The organism is Thioalkalivibrio sp. ALJ24, assembly GCF_000377785.1.
Lineage (GTDB): Bacteria > Pseudomonadota > Gammaproteobacteria > Ectothiorhodospirales > Ectothiorhodospiraceae > Thioalkalivibrio.
The window spans coordinates 168,127-188,093 of the sequence record NZ_KB898730.1; the positions used below are offsets into that span (position 1 = coordinate 168,127).

Below are 19,967 nucleotides of genomic sequence, written 5' to 3' on the forward strand. Positions count from 1 at the left end.
GGGCCGGTGTCGCGCCGGGATTGGCAGGGCGCAAGCAGCGGATTTTCCAGCAGGGAAAGCAGCATCACCTGGGGCCTGCGCCCGGAGGAAAACCGTTCCCTGTTCTTCCTGCCTCACCCGGCCGGCACCTCGATCGCTTGTGGCTCATCGGGCATGTCCTTCATTTCTTGGGCAGGCATCAGGACCTCTTACGGCCCGCGACTATGCTCCGACCGGTAGTGCATCACGCCGGCGCCAGCCGCACCTCCACCGGCACGGGGTTACGCAGCATGTCCAGCACCGGGCTGGTCTTCTGCACGTATTCGCACAGTTCCACCACCTGCTCCCGCGAGGCATCCGTGATCGCACGGTAGGTGACGCGGCTGCTCTCGTAGCCGGGCCGTTTCTGTTCCGAAAGGCCGAGGAACGCATGGAGATCCAGGTCGCCTTCCACCTCGAAATCCAGTGCATCCACCCGGATGCCGCGGGCCGCGGCGTTGTAGACGAAGCCCACCGTCAGGCACGAGGTGAGGGCGTGCAGGAGCACCTCCACCGCGTTGGCCCCGGCGTTTTCGCCCAGCAGCACCGGCGGTTCGTCGCCGACCAGCATGATCGGCCGGTCGCGGCTGGTGTCCTCGCCGCCGGCGCCGTGGAAGCCCTGGATGCCGGTCTCGCTACGGCCGCCGCCCTTCCACTGCGTGGTTGCACGGAACTGGAACTGCGCGAGCTCCGGGTTTTGCCGGATGGCGCCGACGGTCTCGTGCAGCTGGGTCACGTTGACGCCGTTCAGCACGCCTGCTTGTTCGCTTCTGTTCATGATGACACCTCCGCTGGTGTGAATCGAACCGCTCGCCGTGACCGAACCGGTCACTCGAGGACCGTGTCCAGCATGGTCTCGAACGCGGGCACGCCCTTTTCTACCGCGCGCTCCAGGTTCGGATCGGGTTGCAGGGTGGTCATGAATTTCGGGTGCAGTGTGGAGACCCGTGTCATGCCGTCTTCCTCGTACAGCGCGATGTGAGCGCAGGGCATGAAGGCACCGACGTGCATGCCGGCCGCGAAGATGTCTTCCGCGATGGGCAGGTAGCAGATCTTCACCGCACTGAGCTGGCCTCCAAGCAGGGGGAAGTCGGCGAGATGGATCCAGTCGTCCTCGTGTTCGACGAACTCGAGGATGGCCTGTACCACGTCTTCGCGGTCCTGGTCGGTGTCGCGGATGATGAAGTGATCGTCCGGTTCCGCGCTGACGGCAGGCGCCAGCAGGAGCAGCAGCAGAACGGGCAGGGTGGTTCGAGTGGGCAGGTTCATGGTGATGGCCTCCTGGTGGATGGGCAGCGGCGCGCCGGCCGTTGCCGTGGCTTTCCCTGGAGGCTAGGCCGCCGGAGGCGGGGCGGCTTCCATCTTCTTGCTGTGGTGTTTCGGATCCTGCGGTTTTCCATGGTTCCGGGGCCGGCCGCAGGGGGGGGGCGCCAGTGCTCTTTATTAGACACTTTGCGGTGAGACCTGACCGGATACGGGTCCGTTGATCGGCGTCTCGCTGGACGAGGGCTCCGGCAATGGCGTGTCGAATCCTGCGAGAGCGCGCTGAACGGCCAGCTACGGTCGGGAGCTGTGCTGGCGCCGGTATTCGCTGGGGGTAATACCCGCCGCCTGGCGAAAGTGCCGTGTCAGCTGGGGGGCGGAATAACCGGTTGCGGCGGCAACGGCCGTGACCGGGAGGGAGGTATGCTCCAGGAGTTCGCGGGCGTGCTGGATGCGCAGTCCGGTAAGAAAACGGTGCGGGGCCTGTCCGTGGGTCACGCGGAAGGCGCGTGCAAAGTGCCAGGGCGACAGGTCGCATTGCGCGGCGAGGTCGGACAGGGTGATGCGATGCGCCAGATGGGCCTGCATGTATTCGATCACACGCTTGGAGTGATGAGGTGCCAGGCCGCCCTTGCGGTGCTCCATGTCTCCGGCCTGCCCGTCCAGGCGGGCCAGCCGTACCACCAGCGCCGCAATCATGCTTTCCACAAACACCTGGGCCGCGGCATCGTCACGACCCATTTCCTGCCACAGGGCGGTCAGGGCCTGCCCGATCAGGGGGTCGCTCTGTGGGGCGCTGTGCACGCGACCGAAGTCGAGGGGATCGTTACGGTCGCGTTCCAGGCAGGCCCGGGCCAGTCCCGGCGGGATGCCAATGAACTGCAGCCGCGCCGGATCACGCATCTCGCAGTAGGCGGGCGTTCGGGGCGCGATCACCACGAAATTGCGCGGCAGTCCCCAGCCGGAGAAGGCGCCCGCGCCGATATCGCAGCGAAAGCGGAAGGGGGTGCCCCTGCACTGGCTGATCATCAGCTCGGGCACGGGCGGCGTGCTCAGGCGCCCGGGCGGATGGGCGTTCTCGATCATGGGGGCCGGCGGCTCGTCTGGCGTACGGGCCTCTTTGACGAACGGCGCTTCTTGCCCGCGTTCAAAGAAATCGAGCATGTTGGTGTAGTGTTGCGCCATGGCCGATCCCGGGAAGGTCCCTCTGGTTCCCTTTCTAGACCATCGGGTTCACCACGAGAGTCGGTCCCGGGATGCCCCCGTCGGTATCGGGATACAGCAATCGCCGCGCTGTCATCCACCGTGCTCGCGAGCACAGCCTCAGCGTTTGACGCCGAAGATGGTCAGTGCCAGACCGACCACCGCCATTACCCCGCCTGCGATCAGATACATGCGGGTCTCATCGGTATAGCCTCCGGTGAACTGCTGGTGCAGCTCCTCACCCAGGCTGTCGGTCGCCTGAAAGCCCATGACCAGCAGGATGATGCCTCCCACCAGCAGGGCAATGCCGAGCAGTCGTGTCCAGTGCATGCGAGGGTCCTTTTCGTCCCGGGGTGTGTCCCTGAAAACTAGCACGGATTCGCGTACCCGAATACGAATCGCGCAAACGTTGTTCATGCGTTCTGCCAGCGGTGCAGCCATCCCGGGATCTCTTCCGCGGGCATCGGACGTGCAATGCCGTACCCCTGGACGACCTCGCAGCCGAGTTCCCGCAGGCGCTCGCCCTGCTCGGGGGTCTCCATGCCTTCGGCGATGATCTGGCGCTGGAACACCTGAGCGAGCTGGATGATGCCTTCCAGCAGGGCGAGGTCGTCGGGGTCCTCGAGCATGTCACCGACAAAGCTGCGGTCGATCTTGACGATCTGCACCGGAATCCTCTTGAGGTAGGCAAGTGAAGAGTAGCCAGTGCCGAAGTCATCCAGCGAGAATTGCACGCCCAGCGCGGCGCAGCGTTCGATCACGCGGGAAACGTGGGCGAGGCTGGCGAGGGCGCTGGATTCCAGGATCTCCAGTTCCAGGCTGTTGGCGGGCAGATGGGGAAAGCGTGCGAGCAGCCCGGCCATCTGCTCGGCGAAATCGGGTTCCTGCAGGTGCTGTGCGGGAACGTTCACGCTGACCGGCAGGTGGATGCCTCCTGCCCGCCAGGCACTGACCTGCGCGAGGGCCCGTTCCATGACCCACCGGCTGAGGTTGGCCTCCAGCGGCTGCTCCAGCAGATCGTCGAGGAAGGCGCCCGGGGGCAGCAGTCCGCGTTCGGGATGTTGCCAGCGGATCAGGGCCTCCGCGCCGATGACCTCGCGGGTACGCAGGTTCACCTTGGGCTGGTAGAACAGCACGAACTCCTCGCGTTCGAGCGCAAGCTTCAGCCGTTCGAGGGTCTCGTGGCGATCGCGCAGGCGGCGATCCCCGGCGGCATCGAAGAAGTACGGCCGGTTCTTGCCCTGCAGCTTTGCCTGATAAAGGGCCTGGTCGGCCTGACGCAGCAGCTGTTCGCCGTCCTCGAGTGCGTCGGTCTGAGGATAGGTGGTCACGCCGATGCTGGCGTTGCAGCTCAGGTGCTGCCCGTCGATCGGGATCGGGCGGTGCAGCGTTTGCAGCAGTTCGTCGATCATGGCGCGACACTGTTCGTCGCTTTCGAGGTTGACCAGGACCAGGACGAATTCGTCGCCGGCCAGGCGGGCCACGGTGTCTCCCTCGCGGCGACCGGCCTCCAGTCGCCGGGCGAGTTCCAGCAGCATCCGGTCACCGGTCGCGTGTCCCCATTGCTCGTTGATGTCCTTGAAGTCGTCCAGGTCCAGGTACGCCACGCACACCCGGCGGCCTTCGCGCGTGGCGAGCTGCATGGCCTGGCGCAGACGGTCGAGCAGCAGGACGCGGTTCGGGAGTTCGGTCAGCGGGTCGTAATGCGCGAGGAATTCGAGCTTCTCCTGGTATTCCCGGCGTTCGGTGATGTCGGAGAACAGGCCCACGTAGTGCAGCAGTTCTCCGTGCTCGTCGCGTACCGCGCTGATGGTGCCCAGTTGCAGGTAGAGCTCGCCGTTCTTGCGGCGGTTCCACATTTCGCCGTGCCAGTAGTCGTTCTCCCGCAGGTCCTGCCACATCCGGCGATAGAAGGCGGGTTCCTGGCGCCCGGAACCGAGGATCGACGGGTTGTGGCCCTCGGCCTCTTCGGGCGTGTAGCCGGTCAGCCGGGTGAAGGCCTCGTTGACCATCAGGATGCGGGACTGCGGGTCGGTGATAATGATTGCTTCGTTGGCGCTGGTGAACACGCTGGCGGCCAGTTTCTGTCGTTCCCGGGCTCGCTTGTGTTCGCTGATGTCGCGGAACAGGGTGACCGCGCCGGTCCGGACCCCTTCCTGGTACAGCGGCCGGCTGGACACCTCCACCGGGATCAGCCGGCCGTCCTGATGGCGGAATGTTTCCTCGCCCTCGAAGACCCGCCCGGTGGTCACGCGCTGGCGGATGGGGCAGTCGCGCTCATCGGGGTACTGGTTGCCGGCGTGACGATGGAACTGGGTGTGGGCGTCCTTGCCCAGCAGGTCCTCCGGCCGGTAGCCCAGGATCTCGCTGGCCGCGGGGTTGATGAAGGTGATGCGCCCGGCCTCGTCCTGGGCGTACAGGCCTTCGGCCATGGTGTTGGTGACGGCCTGCTGGTATGCGCGCTGGTTGCGCAGGCGTTCCCGGGAGGTTATCAGGCGCAGCAGCAGGAGCAGGGCCAGCCCGATCAGCAGCGTGGCGCCCATCGCGGCCGCAGCGAATTCGCGCCGGAACACGCCGGTCAGCGGGTCCGGGGCGTAGGCGAGCACATAGGCCACGCGTTCCCCGGCCGGATCGGTGACCGGCAGCAGGTTGACCACCCAGGTCTCGCCGTCCAGGCCGACGGAGAGGGCCCCCTGCGCGCCCGCTTCGATCGCCTCCGCAGTGCGCGGGTCGGCAGCCAGTCGCTGGTTGATCGCGCGGATTTCTTCCGACGGCGGCCGTGGCGAATCGGGGAACACCAGGCTGGTGTCTTCCAGGACGTAATCCTTGTGCAGCCGGGAGGTCTCGTAAAGCGAGAGAAAGCCCGGGGGTACCTTGTCCTCCACCGCGTCGCGTCGCAGGATCAGCTGGAACTGCCGGGTATCGTCCAGCTCGTTCATCATCTCGCGGACGTGGCGAAACGGGATACTGAACTCCACGCTGCCCACGAATTCGTCGCCGTCGTGGAGCGGATAGACGTAGCGAAACCCCGACAGCGAGCGCCCGGTCTCGAACCCGGCCGCGGGTTTCCTGGTGCGGTGTACCTCGCGGATCAGTGGTCGGGTCGCGCGCAGATCATCGCCGTGGTACTCCGGCGAGAAAAAGCGCAGAAAGCTGGTCCCCTCGGCGGTGTGGAAGTGCAGTTGCCGCAGTTCCCCGTCGCGCAGGCGGTCATAGGTCGGCCACAGGGTTCGATACAGCCGCCCGCGCAGGCGGGCCTGCTCCGCCTCGCCTTCGGCCTGCTGTCCCGCGCGCAGCAGATCCAGTACCTCGGCGCGATGGACGGCTTCGCGGAAGTACGCCTGTGCGGCGAGGTCAAAGCTGTTGACCGCAGCGCGGTAGGCGGTGTCCAGTGCCACGTTCTGGCGCTGTTCGTGCATGCCTGCCTTGTCCTGCCAGTTCAGATACAGGAACAGCAGTACGAGCAGCCACGCCAGCGCGGCCAGAAGCCAGATTACGCGGCGATCCGGGATCACGGTGCGGGCACCGTCAGGTCCGGGATCACGAGCTCCGGAATCGTGACCTCGCCTCGCAGCCGGCGTATCGGGGCGTAATCTTCATCATCCACCGCCTGCGCGCCATGGCGAAGGCTTTCGCCCCATTCGGCCATGCGTGCGGCGTCTTCCTCCGATTCCTCGGGCCGCAGATGAACCAGCGCCTGACGCAGTTCCTGCAGCCGGGCGTCGCTGACCGTCTGGCGATTGGCGACCAGCGCGAAGCCGGGCAGCGGTTCGCTCTCGGCCACCGTGTCCAGGCCCAGGTGTGCGTATTTCCGCGCGATGTGGGTCTTCACTCCGCCAGCCACGGCCTCGCCGCGCACCACGGCCAGGGCCACGTCGTCGTGATGGCCGAAATAGCGGTAATCGGTCGCCGCCAGCCGGGTGCCGCCGTCACGCAGCAACCGGGCGGTGGCCAGGTAGCCGCAGGTGGACAGGGGCTGGGTCAGTGCGACCGGCTGGTCGGTCAGATCGTCGAGCGGGCGGAGCTTGTCGGCAAACATCACCACCGAGCAGGTGTAGCGGGCCTCGCCTCCGGGTTCGCGGAAGGCCACCACCGGAGTGGCCGATGGACAGCGGTCGCGCAGCAGGACATAAGGCAGCGGGCCCAGATACGCCAGGTCCACCGTGCCGTTGCGGAAGCGTTCGAGGATATCGTCGTAGTCCGTGGCGTAACGGATCTCGAAATCCACCTCCAGCTCCTGGCTCAGGTACTCGAGCATCGGCTGGGTCTCGCGCATCACCGTCTCCGGTTCCTGCATCGGCAGCGGGGCAAACCGCAGGGTCTCGGCGAAGGCCAGACCGGGCAGCAGCCCGCACACCAGAAGCGGGATCCGGAACAGTCGTGCGTTCAGCATGGACACAGGCTAACACTACTTCGGCGATGCGACGGCCAGGCAGGCGGCGCGTGACCCGTGGAGTTCGAGTACGGCCCATTCCTCCAGACGCAGACCGGCGGTATCCAGCTGGGCGCGGAAATCGTCCTCATAGGTGACGTGGCCGAAGTCGATGCTGGTGACCCGGCGCAGGGCGGGCTTGAGCCGCTCCAGCACCGGCGAAGGGCGCAGCTGGATGGTCTGGGTGAAATAGATCCGCCCGCCGGGACGCAGCAGGCCGGCACAGTGGCGCAGGGCCCCTACCGGGTCAGGCAGGAGCATGAAGCTCCCGGAGAAATATACCGCGTCGCAGGGCTCGCCGGTGTGGTCGTACACCGAACGCAAATGCACCGTGACCCGGCTGGACAGCGCCGATGCCGCCAGCTGACGGCGGGCACGGTCGATGTAATCGGCGTCGATGTCGACGCCGGTGACGGTGAGGTCCTTCTTCGCAACGGTGTCGGCATTGGCCAGCAGCGCGCCGCCGGTACCGATGCCGACATCGAGCAGGTGCGCCCCCGGTGGCAGACGCTCAAGGACCGCGGCATACCACCGCGCGGTCATGCGCAGGATCAGACTGTCATAGACCAGGCTGCGGAACATGCGCGCAGGATACCGGATCGGGGGTGGGGGCGCGGACCCTTCATATGGAGGGGGCGCCAGGTAAGGCGAAGCTTTAAGCTTCCGATCGACTGGGGCCGTCATTGGCCACGAAACTGTCTGCCGGAGTGCATGCATGCGTGATCGGTTGCTGGTGTCGACGCTTCTGCTGATCGCCGTCAACGGCCTTCCACTGGCCGGGGTGGTGTTCTTCGAGTGGACGGTCTACGAGGTCCTGTTGCTGTTCTGGGCGGAGAACCTCGTGATCGGGCTGTTCACCGTGACCCGGTTCGTGACCCTGGCGCGCCGCAAGGGCGAGAACCGCGCATGGTTCATGGCGCCGTTCTTCCTGTTCCACTACGGCATGTTCACCATGGTCCACGGCATGTTCGTGGTGAGCATGTTCCGGCCCGATGACCATGCCGCGTCCGACTTCGGCCTGATGATCCCGTTTCTGGCGCTTTTGCTGAGCCACGGCACGTCCTACGTGCTGAACTTCATCGGCCGGCGCGAGTACGAGAGCGTGACCGCCAACGAGGTGATGGTCGCGCCGTACAAGCGGATCGTCATCCTGCATATCACCATCCTTGCCGGCGGCGGACTGGTTACGTATCTGGGGTCGCCCATGGCGGCGCTGGCCCTGCTGGTGGTGCTCAAGACCGCGATCGACGTGTTCACGCATGTGCGCGAACACCGCAGAAAGCGCGCCGCTGAACGCCGCGAGCGGGAGACCGGCCGGCCCGACAGCGACGTATTCCGCCTGTGGGAGAGTCCGGTCAAGGGTGCGGAAACCGCAGCGCGCCCGGCGCCCCACGATGCGGAGGACCTTGTCGCGGAGCTCCGGCCGCAGCTGGAGGAGCTGGAACAGACGCGGCGCTCACTGCGACGGGGCGCCATCCTGCGCCTGGTCGCGATCGTGCTGGTGCTCCTGGTGGGCGTGAATGCCGCGATCTATCTGCTGGGTGGGGGGCTGGAGGAAGGGCTGGAGGCCGTGCAGCCGTTTCTGGCCTTCGCCAGCACCGCTGCGGTGATGGTTCTGGTCGTCCTGAGCTTCGTCCTGTTCCGCCGGGCGCAGCAGAAATGGGAACGCGAGGCCTGTACGGCACTGGTTCCCCGGGTTGCGGAGGCCACCGGGCGGGGGCTGGATTACCGCACCGACGTCAACGGTCGCGAATGGGTGCGCCCGTGGGTGACCCTGGGCCTGATTCGGCACTGGAATTCGGGCAGAGCCCAGCATTGGTTCTCGGGGGTCCGTGAGGGCCTCCAGTTCGAGGCGGTTCACGCCGATCTGCAGTACCGCAGTGGCGGGAAGAACAGCAGCACGGAACAGGTCTTCAGCGGGCTGCTGTTCCGCGTGCGCACCGACGGTGACGTCAAACCGGGAGTGGCGGTGAATCCCAACTCGTCCGTGCTGGCGCGTGCGCTGAGCGGGCGGACGGTCCCTACCGGGGACGAACGTTTTGACGAGGCCTTTCTGGCAGGGCCGGAGGAGGGCGCCAGCGTGGACTCCGAACACGTGCGCCGCACACTGACCCCGGAATTGCGGGAGGCCCTGCTCACCCTGCGGGACGTACATGAGACAGTGTCTGCGGTCAGCGCCGGACTCAAGTACGACGCGCTCTATCTGGCCCTGTCACTCAGCGAGGAGCGCCGGGTGCTGGGCCCGCTGCGGGCCATGCAGGGGGCCCCCTTCCTGGATGTAGGTCACGTCCTGCACGGCCAGTCCCGGCTGGATGCCGGGGTGCGCGCGATGCTGGCCGACCTTGAATTGATCGACCGTGTGCTCGCCCGTCTGGGACCGGCGTTGCAGGGTCGGGGGGCCGACTCCGTCTGAAGCACTGAAGTCTTGTGCCGGTTCGGTCGGTGAAAACCGATCGGGCGCCTGACTTCCGGACCGGGCCCGCGCGAGCCCCGCTTCTTCACGCATCGCGTGCTGGCGGATTCGGAACAGCAGGTACGACTGGAAGCCAACCGAACTCGGACCATGCCGAGGAAATGCGGCTGCGCGATCCTGGCAATGGCACAGATGCTGAATCTGGAGCTGATCGTCATGGGCACCACCTCAGCAACCGGATCAGGAGCGTCCCCGCCGTGACTGCATCGCGCAGCTTGTGGCGGGGTCGTTAAACGCGTATGGTGCCGGATTACTGAACGCCTTGCCCGTCAGCGTCCGTTCATCTGATCATTTCGATCCCCCCGATATTGTCTTCCCCGATGGGTGCCCCTTGGCCGAGCCTTGAGCGGCGGGTTGCGTTGGAGCACTCATGTCTTCCGAACCGACTTTTGCCGGCCTGAATCTGGCCGAACCCCTGCTGCGTGCGCTTTCCGCCGCCGGCTATACCCGTCCCACGCCGATCCAGGCCGGTGCCATCCCCGAAGTGCTGGCCGGTCGCGACCTGCTGGCCGCAGCCCAGACCGGCACCGGCAAGACCGCCGGCTTCACCCTGCCGATCCTGCAGCGACTGACGGAAAACGCACCGGCGCGCAGCGGCAACGGCCGTCCGCGCGCCCTGGTACTGACCCCGACCCGCGAGCTGGCCTCCCAGGTCCATGATTCAGTAAAGACCTATGGTCAGCACCTGGATCAGCGTTCCATGACCATCTTCGGCGGGGTCGGCATGAACCCGCAGGTGCGCGCGTTGCGTGGGCGCATGGACATCGTGGTGGCCACGCCCGGGCGCCTGCTGGATCACGCGAACCAGAAGACCATCGATCTGTCCGGGGTGGAAATCCTGGTGCTGGACGAGGCGGATCGCATGCTCGACATGGGCTTCATCCGCGACATCCGCAAGCTGATCGCGATGCTGCCGAAGAAGCGCCAGAACCTGATGTTCTCGGCCACCTTTTCCAGCGACATCCGCAAATTGGCCGACAGCCTGCTGACCGACCCGGCCAGCGTGGAAGTCGCGGCGCGCAACACCGCTTCGGAGAGCGTGGAGCAGAAGGTGCATCTGGTGGAAAGGCACCAGAAGCGGGATCTGCTGAGCCATCTGATCCGCAGCAACGACTGGGAACAGGTGCTGGTGTTCACCCGCACCAAGCACGGCGCCGACCGGCTCGCGGACAAGCTCACCAGGGACGGTGTGCAGTCGGCGGCGATCCATGGCAACAAGAGCCAGAACGCCCGCACCCGTGCGCTGGAGCAGTTCAAGTCGGGCCGCGTGCCGGTGCTGGTCGCCACCGACATCGCCGCGCGCGGGCTGGACATCGACCAGCTGCCGCAGGTGGTGAATTTCGAGCTGCCCAACGTGCCGGAGGACTACGTCCACCGCATCGGCCGCACCGGCCGTGCCGGCTGTGAAGGTTCGGCGCTGTCGCTGGTGGGCGGCGACGAGCTGAAGCTGCTCGCCGGGATCGAGAAGCTGATCCGCCGGCCGATCGAGCGCATCGAGACCGAGGGCTACGCTGCACCGCGACCGGTCCAGGAGGACCGGCCCCGCCGCGGCCGTGGCAAGGGTGCCGGCGCACCCCGGGGCAAGGGCAACGGCAACCGTTCCGGGCGTGGCGGTGGTCCGCGTCAGGGGCAGGGTCGGGGCGCCGAAGGCCGGGGCCGCGGCCAGGCTGCCTCCGGGCGCCGCTGACATCGGCTCCCCGGTGCCGCTGCGCGGCACCGGGGAATGAGCCGCGGGTGACGTCCGTCCGCTCAGCGGGAAAATGGATGCAGTATGCGAAGCGCACCCCCGGGGTGCGTTTTTTTGTGGAGCTCAAGCCGGGGGCATGTCGGCCGTCACAGGGGGCGGAAACGGAGGATGAAGATGAAGATAAAGGGCCTGCGCCTCAAACTGATCCTGCTGGTGATCGCCGTCAGCACCATCCCGCTCTCGATCATGGGCGGGGTGACCTTCCACAGCATGAAGGGTCAGCTGCAGTCCAGCCTGGAACAGACCCTGGTCAACGTCGGCGAGCAGGTGCAGGCGGCGGTGGATCGGCAGGTGCTGGACCATGGTCGGGCCCTGCGCAGCCTGGCCCGCGCCGATCTCGACGACCCGGCCGACGCGCAGGCCGCGCTGGAGGGCATGCGCGAGGAATATTCCGGCTTCCGTTGGGCCGGCCTGCTGGATGAAGACGGCGAGGTCCTGGCGGGAACCGGTGATGCGGGTGAACGGACGGGCGCCGGCAGCGAGGGTACCCGCGACGCGATGCTGGCTGCGGCCAGGGCCGGCGAACGCCTGCTGGATGTAGACTTGGAGGCCGATTCCGCCGACGGGCGCTTCATTACCTACCTCGAATCCCTGGACGACGGCCGCGTGCTGGCGGCCCAACTGCCGATGGACGTGATCCGCGCGGTGTCCGATCGGGTGACGATCGGCGAGACCGGCCGGGTCACGCTGTTCAATGGTGACGGCCGCCTGATCGGACACCGCGACATGGGCCGGTTCGGCTATGACATGAGCGACTACGCCATCATGGAGGCGCCGGTGCGCCATCGCGAGGGGGACCCGGGCGGGGAGTTCCTCAGTGGCGACGGGGAGCGCAAATGGGGTCTCACGCTGATGCTGCCGGAGATGGCGCAGGAGTATGGCGTCCACTGGGGTCTGATCGTGGATCAGGCCCTGTCCGAGCTGTACGCCCCGGTGAACATGCTGTGGTGGCTGCTATGGGCACTGTGGGTGGTCGCCTTCCTGGTCGCGCTGGTGATCGGATGGATCTACGCCGGTGTGCTCACGCGACCGCTGGAACGCCTGGCGAACGGTCTGGAGGCGGTCGGTCAGGGCTCCGCCGACCTCGGGTACCGCGTGAACATCGGCACGGATGACGAGATCGGCCGTACCGGGCGCGCGTTCAACCAGGTGATGGAGCGGCTGTCCGGCCTGATCGGCCAGGTGGCGGATGCCGCCGACGGGATCGCCGCCTCGGCGCGCCAGCTGGAAGGACGCAGCGCGGAACTGAGCCGGGCGACCGGCGAGCAGCGCAGCGATGTCGAGCAGGTGGTCACCGCGATGAATCAGATGTCGGCCACCGTGCAGGAGGTCGCGAACAATACCCAGAGCACCGCGGAGCAGGCCGATCAGGCGACACAGGCGGTGCATGGCGGGCGTGAAGTGGTGACTGTCACGCAGGAGACGATCAATGCGCTGGCCGGGGAGATCAACCGCTCGCGCGACGTGATCGACGAGCTCAAGGGTGACAGCGACAACATTGGCACCATCCTGCAGGTGATCGAGGAGATCGCCGACAAGACCAACCTGCTGGCGCTGAACGCGGCGATCGAGGCGGCGCGGGCCGGAGAGGCCGGGCGGGGCTTTGCCGTGGTGGCGGACGAGGTCCGGCATCTGGCGCAGCGCACCAACGACTCCACCGGCGAGATCCGCGGGATTATCGAGAAGTTGCAGGGCGCGGCCGGGCGCGCGGTGGAGGCGATGGATGCCAGTCAGCGGCAGGCCGAGTCCAGCGTCAGCAAGGCCGACGAGGCCCGCAATTCACTGGACGCCATCGACCGGTCGGTCAGCACCATCGACGACATGACCCGGCAGGTGGCCAGTGCCACCGAGCAGCAGAGCCAGGTCGCCGAGGAGATCAACCGCAACGTGCACCACATCAACGATCTGGCGGCGCAGAGTGCCGACGGGGCCTCCGACATGCAGCAGGCGGTGGAGGCTCTGGAGGCCCTCGCCCAGCAGCTGCAGCAGGAGGTCGCCGGCTACCGACAGCAGGTTTGAGGGCTATTCCGCACCGAGGGCCCGGGCGTTCTCCGGGCCCCAGCCGAGCCGCACGCGGCCGGCGTGTTCGATCACCGGACGGCGGATCAGGGTCGGCTTCTCCAGCATCAGGGCCAGTGCGCTGTCCTCGTCGAGGGACTCGCGCTGTTCCTTCGGCAGCTGACGCCAGGTCGCGCCGCGGCGGTTGATCAGGGTCTCCCAGCCCAGCTCCATCGCCCATTCGCGCAGCCGTTCGGGATCCAGTCCGTCCTTGCGGAAATCCACGAAGCGATGTTCCACGCCGGCCGCCTCCAGTGCCCGGCGTGCCCGCCGCACGGTGTCGCAGTTGGAGATGCCGTGGAGAACGACCTCAGACATCGCGCAGCAGTTCGTTGATACCGACCTTGGCCTTGGTCTGCTCGTCGACGCGCTTGACGATCACCGCGCAGTACAGCGAGTACTTGCCGTTTTCCGCCGGCAGGGTTCCGGGCACGACCACCGCGCCGGCCGGCACGCGGCCGCGGATGATTTCGTCGTTCTCGCGGTCGTAGATGCGGGTCGACTGGCCGAGGTAGACACCCATGGAGATCACCGCGCCTTCCTCGACGATCATGCCTTCGACCACCTCGGAGCGGGCGCCGATGAAGCAGTTGTCCTCGATGATGGTCGGGTTGGCCTGCAGCGGTTCCAGCACGCCGCCGATGCCGACGCCGCCGGACAGGTGCACGTTCTTGCCGATCTGCGCGCAGGAGCCGACCGTGGCCCAGGTATCCACCATGGTGCCTTCGTCCACGTAGGCGCCGATGTTCACGTAGGAGGGCATCAGCACCACGTTGGGGCCGATGTAGCTGCCGTGACGGGCGGTCGCCGGCGGCACCACGCGCACGCCGCCTTCGCGGAAGTCGCGGCTGGAGGTGTCGGCGTACTTGGAGGCGACCTTGTCATAGTAGTTGGTGAAGCCGCCCTTGATGAACTCGTTCTCCGAGATGCGGAAGGACAGCAGGACCGCCTTCTTCAGCCATTCGTTGACCACCCACTCGCCGTTGCTCTTCTCGGCGACGCGGGCGCGGCCGCTGTCGAGCATGTCCAGCGCCTCGTTCACGGCGTCGCGCACACTGGTCTCGACGTTGCGCGGGCTGATCTCGGTGCGGCGCTCGAAGGCGGTTTCGATGGTGCTCTGCAGATCCGACATGGTGACGTTTCCTTGTGGTCGATCGTAGGACGGAAAATCGTGATGCGAAAATTCTCGTTTGAAAGGGGGGCCGTGACGGGCTCGGCGAACCGCCTCAACGATACAGCGCGACGATGCGCTCGGCGGCCTCGACACAGGCCTCGGGTTCGGCGACCAGCGCCATGCGTACATGGCCGGCGCCCGGGTTGTAGCCGCTGTCGGGGTGGCTGCGGCCGAGATAGCGCCCGGGCAGCACGGTGACCCCGGCCTCGGCATACAGGCGGCGGGCGAAGGCTTCGTCGTCGCCGTCCGGCACCCGCGGCCACAGGTAGAAACCGGCCTCGGGCGTGCTGACCTCCATTACCTCCTGGAGCTTCGGCACCACGCGGGCGAACTTCTCGGCGTAGACGTCGCGGTTGGTCTCGACGTGGGCCTCGTCCGCCCAGGCCGCGCGGCTGACCGCCTGAGTCGGGGTCGGCAGGGTGCAGCCGTGGTAGGTGCGGTACAGCGCGAAGCGTTCGAGGATCCCGGCGTCGCCGGCCACGAAGCCCGAACGCAGCCCCGGCAGGTTGGAGCGCTTGGACAGGCTGTGGAACGCGATGCAGCGCCGGAACGTGTCGTTGCCCATGCGCGCGGCGGCGCCCAGCAGCCCCGGCGGCGGATGGCCGCGCGGATGGTAGATCTCGGAATAGCACTCGTCGGCGGCGATCACGAAGTCGTGACGTTCGGCCAGCTCGATCAGGGTCTGCAGCTGGTCCTCGGGGATCACCGTGCCCGCCGGATTGCCGGGGTTGCAGACGTAGACCAGCTGGATCGATGCCCACAGCGATTCAGGGACCTGCGAGAAGTCCGGCAGGCAGCCGTGTTCGGCGTCCAGGTCGTAGAACGCCGGTTCGGCCCCGGCCAGCAGCGCCGCGCCTTCGTAGATCTGGTAGAACGGGTTGGGCATCAGCACGCGGGCCCCGGCGCGCGGATCGACCACCGCCTGGGCGATGGCGAACAGCGCCTCGCGGGTTCCCGCGACCGGCAGGATCTGGCGCTCCGGGTCGATCCCGTCGGGCAGGGTGAAGCGCTGCTGCAGCCACAGGGCGATGGTCTCGCGCAGGGCAGGGGCGCCACGCGTGGTCGGATAGTGGTTGTAGCCGCTGACCGCCGCCTGCAGTGTGGGCTCGACGAAATCGGGCAGCGCGTGCCGCGGTTCGCCGATGGACAGCGCGATCGGATCCACGTCCCCGGGCAGCTCCAGATCGGCGAACAGCGCCCGCAGGCGTTCGAACGGATAGGGCTGGAGCCGGTCGAGGTCGGGGTTCATCGCGTGCTCGTTACGGGACGGAAAACCCGCCAGTATACGGCAGGCGGCGGGCCGGTCCCAGTATTCCGTGCGGGCGCCGGGGCCGTGTTCAGTAGACAGGCATGTTCACGTCCACCTCGCGAGCCCAGGCGTCCACCCCGCCGCGCAGGTTGATCACGTCGCGGAATCCCGAGCGCTCGAGGAAGCCCGCAACCTGCTGGCTGCGTACGCCGTGGTGACAGATCACCACGATCTCGGCTCGAGGGTCGAGTTCATCGCGGCGCGCCGGAATCTGGCCCATCGGCAGCAGTCGCGAGCCTTCGATATGGCAGTGCTCGAACTCCCAGGGTTCGCGCACGTCCAGCAGCAGCGGAGGCGGATTCGCGGTCGCGAGATAGTCGTTCAGTTGCGAGGCGGTCATCTGGCGCATGGGCGTGGCAACGGTCCTGAAATCAGCGGGGCGAAACCCGCAGGGTGTCCGCTCCCAGGGCCTGAATGCGACCGTCCACACGGACGGTCAGGGTGCTTTCGCCGGCTTCCAGGGCCGGGGCACTGGATACCCCTTCGGCGCGTGCCATCATCGGCTGCGGGGCGCGGCTGCCTTCATGCGTGAGCTCCATCTCCAGTGGCCGCAGGTGCGAGGCTCCGATACTGCGCGCCATCGCCCGGGCCTCGTCCTTCATGTCGATCACGGCCTCGTCGATCATTTCGCGGCGCACCTCGCGCCGGAGATCCGCGGATACCCCGAAACGGATGCCGCTGACGGTGAGGTCGTGTTCCTGCTGCAGCTCGCCGACGCGTTCAGCGAGACTGTCGAAATCGCCGCCGCGCAGTTCCAGACTCTGGCGTACCTGCCAGGCGGTGATCCGGCTACGGTCGTTGCGTTCCTGGATCGCGCGGGTGCTGTAGTCCATGGTGCGGCTGTCGATTTCCTCGAACTCCTCCAGCATCGCGAGTGCGCCTTCCATCATCCGGTTGACCCTGGCCGCGGCGTCGCGTGCCTCGGGTTCCCGCGCCTCGGCCACCAGGGTGGCGATCATGCGGTCGTTCTCCACCTGACGCTCGGCGGTGCCGGACAGCTTGAACACCGTGGCGCCTTCGCCGCCAGAGGCCGGAGTCATGGCGGCAGCGACGGCCAGGATCAGGCCGCCGACGGCGGGAATGAGGCTGCGGGGCAGGATCCGGACGGTAGCAGCAGACATGGCGGCTCCTTGGCGTGGCTTGTTCAGTCCGTGGGCGTCAGGCCATGCGGTCGCGCACCAGGCGCACTCCCGCGAATACGTGGCGTTTCTCCGGGGTGAAGAAATTGCGCAGGCTCGGCCGGCACAGGATCGGGTCGCTCCATTCGCTGCCGCCGCGCAGCACCCGGTGCTCGCCATCGAACCACGGCATCGAGAACCCCTCATAAGGATAGGCACGAAATCCCGGATAGGGGAAGAATGCGTTGGCACACCATTCCCACACCTGCCCGGTGCCCTGCAGCCGGCCATCCCGGGCGGCACGTTCCCATTCGTGTTCGTGTGGCAGGCGCGCGCCGGCCCAGCGGGCGTGGGCCCGCGCTGCAAACCACGACAGGCCCATGGCCGGGGCCGCGTCGGCCAGCGGGCGGGCGCCGTCCGGCCGGGTCTGCCACCAGCGCCCGTCCGCGCCACGCCACCAGCCCAGCGGTCCTCGGGCGCCCGTGCGCTGCAGCCAGTCGCGGCCGTCGGGACCCCAGAACTCGGGGCGGCGATAGCCGTCCTGCTCGATGAATGCCACGTGTTCGGCGTTGCTGACCGGGCGCGCGGCGATCTCGAATGGCCCGGTGGTGGTCGGGTGGGGGTCGCGCTCGTTGTCAAAGGCATCGATGCCGTCGTGGCCCACGGTGTGGGTCGCCCGCGGGAAAGGGATCCAGGCCGGGTGCCCGGGTGCCCTGTCCCCTGTCGCGGGGGCCCCGGGCCGTGGCGCGGCGGGGGCCTGTCCGGGCTCCGCACCGTTCAGCCGGGCGAACCAGCGGACCTGCTCCAGGGTTTCCAGATGCATCGCGTGGTGCTGGGCAAGAAACCCCACGAGGTAGTCGCCGACCATCAGCGGATGCTCACGGATCGCCGGGGCTTCCAGCCATTCGCGGTGCAGGGACTGACGTTCGCGCCCCCAGGCCCGCAGCCGCTCCCGCGGGGGCAGCCGGCCTCCACGTCGCCATTTGGGGCTCAGTTCGGGGAGATACAGGTCGTGCCAGTCGCGCCCGATCGCGGGCGGGCGCTGTGGCAGGCGTTCGTCCAGCCAGACGGCCTCGATGAAGTGGCAGTGGGCGTAGTGCCAGTCCACCGGACTGAGGTCGGGATGGTATTGATTGCGTCCTGTTGCCGCCGGGGTGGCGTCCAGAGCCCGGTTCAGGCGTGCCTGCTGGCTTGCCAGGCAGTCGCGCAGGTCGGGGTGCGTGTGCGGGTTCATGCGGGAAGAGACGGTTTACAGCGCAAGCAGTTCCGGGGGCGTGTCCGGCTCCACGCACAGCAGGTGATGTGGAGGCACCGCCCGCCAGGCCTCGCGGTCGGTCAGGGGTTCGGAGGCGATCACCACGCTGCCGTCGGGGAACGCCTCGTCGTCGGTGGTGTAGTACAGGCTGGGACAGTCCATGTTGACCGCGTGGCGGCTGGCGACGATGCGCCGGCCGTCGCCGATGATCACGTTGAGCAGCGCGCCCTGGTCCTCCAGCCATTCGGCCACCAGCGAGAAGGCCTCGCCCAGTGCGCCTTCCAGCGAGGTGTCGGGGTCGTCGGCCAGCAGCTGGCGGATCAGGGCAAACAGATACTCCGAGTCGGTGCTGCCGCGGATGCCTTCCTCGATGGCCGGCTCCAGGCGCTGCTGGATGCAGCGGCGGATGCGCGGGAGAAAGTCACGAATCAATCCATTGTGACTGTAGAGCAGTCCATCGCAGGCAAACGGCTGGGCATTGGCGGTGTCGCCGCCGAAGCCGGGCGTGGCACTGCGGATGGCGGCTATCCACTGCGGCTGATACAGGTGGCCGGCGAGGGTCTGCAGGTTGGGGTCCTGCCAGATCGGGTCGGCGCGGCGGTAGTTCAGCGGGGTGCCGTCGGGTTCGAACCAGCCGAAGCCGAATCCGTCTGCGTTGAGTCGGGCATACACCAGCTCCTGTGGCGAGACGGCCTGCTCGGTCAACGAGTGCGGCGGGTCCAGCAGCAGGGAGCGCAGGGCCAGGGGTGGACCGAGATAGGCGAGGTGGCGGCACATGGGCGTCGGCGGTTCGGGGTGGCTCGGGAAAGTCCGCTCGGAGAACTCCGCTGCTGGGAGCCGTTGCAGTTTTCATGCTAGCGTGCCGCAAAACCCAGGACGACGGAACCCCTGATGGCCGCATCTCCCGCCGAGCGCATGTCCCGCCGCTATTCCCGCCGCACGGTCGAGGTTCGCGATCCCCACGCCGAGCTCCTCGCGGATTTCCGCGCAGGGATGCTGGAGGCGCCGCGCAGCCTGCCGCCCAAATATTTCTACGACGCGCGCGGATCTGCACTGTTCGATGCCATCTGTGACACCCCGGAATACTACCCGACCCGGCTCGAGGCCTCGCTGCTGGAACGCAACGCGGCGGCGATCATCGAGGCGGCGGGTGCCGACACACTGGTGGAGCTGGGCAGCGGGACCTCGCGCAAGACCGAATACCTGCTGGCGCCGCTCGAGCGGGCCGCGGGCGAGGAGTCCCTGTACGTAGCCAACGACGTGTGCCCGGAGATCCTCGACGAGGCCGGTGAACGGCTCCTCGAGCGCTTTCCCGGGCTGACCATTCACGCGCTGGCGGGCGACTACGGCGCCGCGCTGGAGGCCCTCAGAGCGGACGGGGCGGCCGGACAGGACGGGGCGCGCCTGTTCACCTTCCTCGGCAGCAGTCTGGGCAACTTCGAGGATCCCGAGGCGATCGAGCTGCTGCGTGCGATCCGTCGCACCATGGGGTCGGACGATCATCTGCTGCTGGGGCTGGACCGGGTGAAGCCGGTGGACGTGCTGGAGGCCGCCTACGACGACGCCGCGGGGGTAACCGCGGCCTTCAATCTGAACCTGCTGTCGGTACTCAACCGCGAGCTGGGGGCGGATTTTGACGAACGCGGCTTCCGCCACCGGGCACCCTTCAACCACGAGGAGTCGCGCATCGAGATGCACCTGGTCGCGCAGGTCTCCCAGAAGGTCCGTGTGGAGGCCTTCGCGACCACGCTGGAGCTGGAGGCCGGCGAGGTGATCCGTACCGAGATCTCGCGCAAGTTCGACGCGAAGATGATCGATCGGCTGCTCTCCGCCAGCGGCCTGCGGCGTGAACGCGAGTGGCTGGCCGGCGACGGCTGGTATTCCCTCCTGATGCTGCGTCCTGATCCGGCAGGCTGA

At 67.4% G+C, this 19,967-nt stretch carries 18 protein-coding genes; 4 read left to right on the forward strand and 14 right to left on the reverse strand.

What is annotated here, in order from left to right; all coding sequences use genetic code 11:
• Nucleotides 1-223 precede the first annotated feature (223 nt).
• The 7 genes from D571_RS0110665 to D571_RS0110695 form a co-directional block, all read right to left on the reverse strand.
• A complete protein-coding gene (locus D571_RS0110665; RefSeq protein ID WP_038047054.1) occupies nt 224-796 on the reverse strand; it encodes an OsmC family protein in 573 nt (190 codons plus the stop codon).
• Nucleotides 797-846: 50 nt separating this feature from the next.
• Nucleotides 847-1,287: a DUF302 domain-containing protein gene (locus D571_RS0110670; RefSeq protein WP_018936678.1), complete on the reverse strand. Its 441-nt coding sequence runs from the start codon at nt 1,285-1,287 to the stop codon at nt 847-849.
• Nucleotides 1,288-1,575: 288 nt separating this feature from the next.
• A complete protein-coding gene (locus tag D571_RS0110675; RefSeq protein WP_026287791.1) occupies nt 1,576-2,445 on the reverse strand; it encodes a helix-turn-helix domain-containing protein in 870 nt (289 codons plus the stop codon).
• A gap of 159 nt (nt 2,446-2,604) precedes the next feature.
• Nucleotides 2,605-2,814: a DUF3185 family protein gene (locus D571_RS0110680; protein ID WP_018936680.1), complete on the reverse strand. Its 210-nt coding sequence runs from the start codon at nt 2,812-2,814 to the stop codon at nt 2,605-2,607.
• Nucleotides 2,815-2,897: 83 nt separating this feature from the next.
• A complete protein-coding gene (locus D571_RS0110685; protein WP_018936681.1) occupies nt 2,898-5,999 on the reverse strand; it encodes an EAL domain-containing protein in 3,102 nt (1,033 codons plus the stop codon).
• Entirely contained in the window at nt 5,996-6,877 is an 882-nt protein-coding gene (locus tag D571_RS0110690; RefSeq protein ID WP_018936682.1) for a PhnD/SsuA/transferrin family substrate-binding protein, read from the reverse strand. Before D571_RS0110690 ends, D571_RS0110685 begins: the two co-directional genes overlap by 4 nt.
• Nucleotides 6,878-6,892: 15 nt before the next feature.
• Nucleotides 6,893-7,498, reverse strand: a complete 606-nt coding sequence (locus D571_RS0110695) for a bifunctional 2-polyprenyl-6-hydroxyphenol methylase/3-demethylubiquinol 3-O-methyltransferase UbiG (RefSeq protein WP_018936683.1) — start codon at nt 7,496-7,498, stop codon at nt 6,893-6,895.
• Between the two features lie 133 nt (nt 7,499-7,631).
• On the opposite strand from D571_RS0110695, the gene D571_RS0110700 reads away from it, so the two are divergent.
• The 3 genes from D571_RS0110700 (at nt 7,632) to D571_RS14630 (ending at nt 13,155) form a co-directional block, all read left to right on the forward strand.
• Nucleotides 7,632-9,329 (forward strand): DUF6498-containing protein, encoded by a 1,698-nt coding sequence (locus tag D571_RS0110700; protein WP_018936684.1) that lies wholly within the window; start codon nt 7,632-7,634, stop codon nt 9,327-9,329.
• 430 nt (nt 9,330-9,759) lie between these two features.
• A complete protein-coding gene (locus D571_RS0110705; RefSeq protein WP_018936685.1) occupies nt 9,760-11,076 on the forward strand; it encodes a DEAD/DEAH box helicase in 1,317 nt (438 codons plus the stop codon).
• Nucleotides 11,077-11,244: 168 nt separating this feature from the next.
• A complete protein-coding gene (locus D571_RS14630) occupies nt 11,245-13,155 on the forward strand; it encodes a methyl-accepting chemotaxis protein (RefSeq protein ID WP_018936686.1) in 1,911 nt (636 codons plus the stop codon).
• A 3-nt stretch (nt 13,156-13,158) separates the two neighbouring features.
• Here the strand turns inward: D571_RS14630 and D571_RS0110715 are convergent, their stop codons facing one another.
• The 7 genes from D571_RS0110715 to egtC all read right to left on the reverse strand — a co-directional run bounded on the left by D571_RS0110715 (nt 13,159) and on the right by egtC (nt 18,827).
• Nucleotides 13,159-13,512, reverse strand: coding sequence for a Spx/MgsR family RNA polymerase-binding regulatory protein (locus D571_RS0110715; RefSeq protein WP_018936687.1), 354 nt, complete (start codon nt 13,510-13,512; stop codon nt 13,159-13,161).
• Nucleotides 13,505-14,326 (reverse strand): 2,3,4,5-tetrahydropyridine-2,6-dicarboxylate N-succinyltransferase, encoded by an 822-nt coding sequence (gene dapD, locus D571_RS0110720; RefSeq protein ID WP_018936688.1) that lies wholly within the window; start codon nt 14,324-14,326, stop codon nt 13,505-13,507. The genes D571_RS0110715 and dapD overlap by 8 nt, the downstream gene beginning before the upstream one ends.
• Before the next feature lie 94 nt (nt 14,327-14,420).
• On the reverse strand, nt 14,421-15,617 hold the full coding sequence (dapC, locus tag D571_RS0110725) for a succinyldiaminopimelate transaminase (RefSeq protein WP_018936689.1): 1,197 nt from the start codon (nt 15,615-15,617) through the stop codon (nt 14,421-14,423).
• Between the two features lie 88 nt (nt 15,618-15,705).
• Nucleotides 15,706-16,026: a rhodanese-like domain-containing protein gene (locus D571_RS0110730; RefSeq protein ID WP_018936690.1), complete on the reverse strand. Its 321-nt coding sequence runs from the start codon at nt 16,024-16,026 to the stop codon at nt 15,706-15,708.
• A gap of 22 nt (nt 16,027-16,048) precedes the next feature.
• Nucleotides 16,049-16,798 (reverse strand): SIMPL domain-containing protein, encoded by a 750-nt coding sequence (locus D571_RS0110735; RefSeq protein ID WP_018936691.1) that lies wholly within the window; start codon nt 16,796-16,798, stop codon nt 16,049-16,051.
• Nucleotides 16,799-16,835: 37 nt separating this feature from the next.
• Nucleotides 16,836-18,029 carry an SUMF1/EgtB/PvdO family nonheme iron enzyme gene (locus D571_RS0110740; protein WP_018936692.1) on the reverse strand — a complete coding sequence of 398 codons (1,194 nt, stop codon included), beginning with the start codon at nt 18,027-18,029 and terminating at the stop codon, nt 16,836-16,838.
• Between the two features lie 15 nt (nt 18,030-18,044).
• On the reverse strand, nt 18,045-18,827 hold the full coding sequence (egtC, locus tag D571_RS0110745) for an ergothioneine biosynthesis protein EgtC (RefSeq protein WP_018936693.1): 783 nt from the start codon (nt 18,825-18,827) through the stop codon (nt 18,045-18,047).
• Nucleotides 18,828-18,941: 114 nt separating this feature from the next.
• On the opposite strand from egtC, the gene egtD reads away from it, so the two are divergent.
• Nucleotides 18,942-19,967, forward strand: a complete 1,026-nt coding sequence (gene egtD, locus D571_RS0110750) for an L-histidine N(alpha)-methyltransferase (RefSeq protein ID WP_018936694.1) — start codon at nt 18,942-18,944, stop codon at nt 19,965-19,967.